Source organism: Gordonia sp. CPCC 206044 (assembly GCF_048537895.1).
Taxonomy (GTDB): domain Bacteria; phylum Actinomycetota; class Actinomycetes; order Mycobacteriales; family Mycobacteriaceae; genus Gordonia.
Genome location: NZ_JBCLVL010000034.1, coordinates 1 through 1,343 on the forward strand (window position 1 = coordinate 1; position 1,343 = coordinate 1,343).

The 1,343-nt window shown below is 62.5% G+C and carries 1 protein-coding gene; it reads left to right on the plus strand.

What is annotated here, in order from left to right; translation table 11 throughout:
* The first annotated feature begins 284 nt into the window (after positions 1-284).
* The gene (locus tag AAFP35_RS26205) at positions 285-1,325 is read left to right on the plus strand and encodes an IS110 family transposase (protein ID WP_419224615.1); all 1,041 of its coding nucleotides are present in this window, start codon (positions 285-287) and stop codon (positions 1,323-1,325) included.
* The last annotated feature ends 18 nt before the right edge of the window (positions 1,326-1,343 follow it).

Consider the following 1,343-nt stretch of genomic DNA (forward strand, 5'->3'; position numbering starts at 1 on the left):
CGTATCGAGACTGTGAGAATGAGGTCAGGTGTTCGCCGCGGTGTGGCGAGCGCCAGTGACGGCGTATGGGTGACTCATATCGAGACTGGCCCACGATGTTGTGTGTGCCCTTGACGGGACTTGTCCGCGTGCGCTGTCACGATCCCGGCCCGGTTGGAACACAACTGGCCTGATCAGGAGCTTGACCGGCACCGTTGATGCGGTGCTGTGTCTCATCACAGTCCTGCCGTGATTCCTCCCGGACCGGAAATCATCACGTCCATCCTGTCCAAGGGAGAGAACGCATGACCAGTCTGGCTGATGTCGTCGACATTGTCATCGGTGTCGATACCCACGTTGATTCCCATAGTGCCGCGATCATTCACGCAGGCACGGGCGCGGTACTCGACGAGATCACCGTGCCCACCACCGAGGCGGGCTATCAGCAAATGGTGGATTTCGCCGACCCGCACCCGATTCTGCGGGCATGGGCGATCGAGGGCACCAGCAGCCACGGCGCCGGCCTAGTACGGCGACTGACTGATGAGTTGGTCATCGAGCTGGACCGACCCACTCGACCGACACGGCGTAACGGCGCCAAGTCCGACCCCATCGACGCAGTTCGAGCCGGTCGAGAAGCCCTGTCACGGACCATGAACGGCACACCACGCAGCACCGGAGACCGCCAAGCGCTATCAGTACTGCTCGCCGCACGTCGTTCTGCGGTCGACGGATACACAACCGCGCAGCGACAGATCCACGGGCTCGTCGTCGCTGCCCCCGCCGTGTTACGCGACAAGCTACGCGCGAAGAAGACCACACAGATGATCTCCCTCGCCGCCAACTGGCGCATCAACCCAGCATGGGACACCGAAACACGCACCACTGCAACGATCCTGAAGACCCTGGCACGTCGGGCACGCGACCTCAAGACCGAGGCCGAGATCCATGAGAAAGCGATGAAAAAGATCATCACCTCCTGGCGCCCCGACTTGCTCACCGTGCCCGGTGTCGGTCCCGTCGTCGGCGCGGTCGTGCTCTGCGCATGGTCACACCCCGGACGTATCCGTTCCGAGGCGGCGTTCGCCATGCTCGCCGGAACCGCACCCATCCCTGCCAACAGTGGGCAGATCACCACCCGATACCGGGTCAACCATCATGGCGACCGACAACTCAACCGGGCACTCCACACCATCGTCTTGTCCCGGCAACGACACGACGACCCAACCAAGGCCTACACCCAACGACGCACCACCGAAGGCAAAACACCTCGCGAAATCCGCCGCTGCCTCAAACGCTACGCAGCGCGCCAAATCTTCCGAATCCTCGAGCACCCACCCGCTTGACCGAACATAGGAGCGTCC

Bases quoted from the DNA above. Each gene is read 5' to 3' on its own strand.
- AAFP35_RS26205 (WP_419224615.1), top strand. From the start codon at position 285: ATGACCAGTCTGGCTGATGTCGTCGACATTGTCATCGGTGTCGATACC.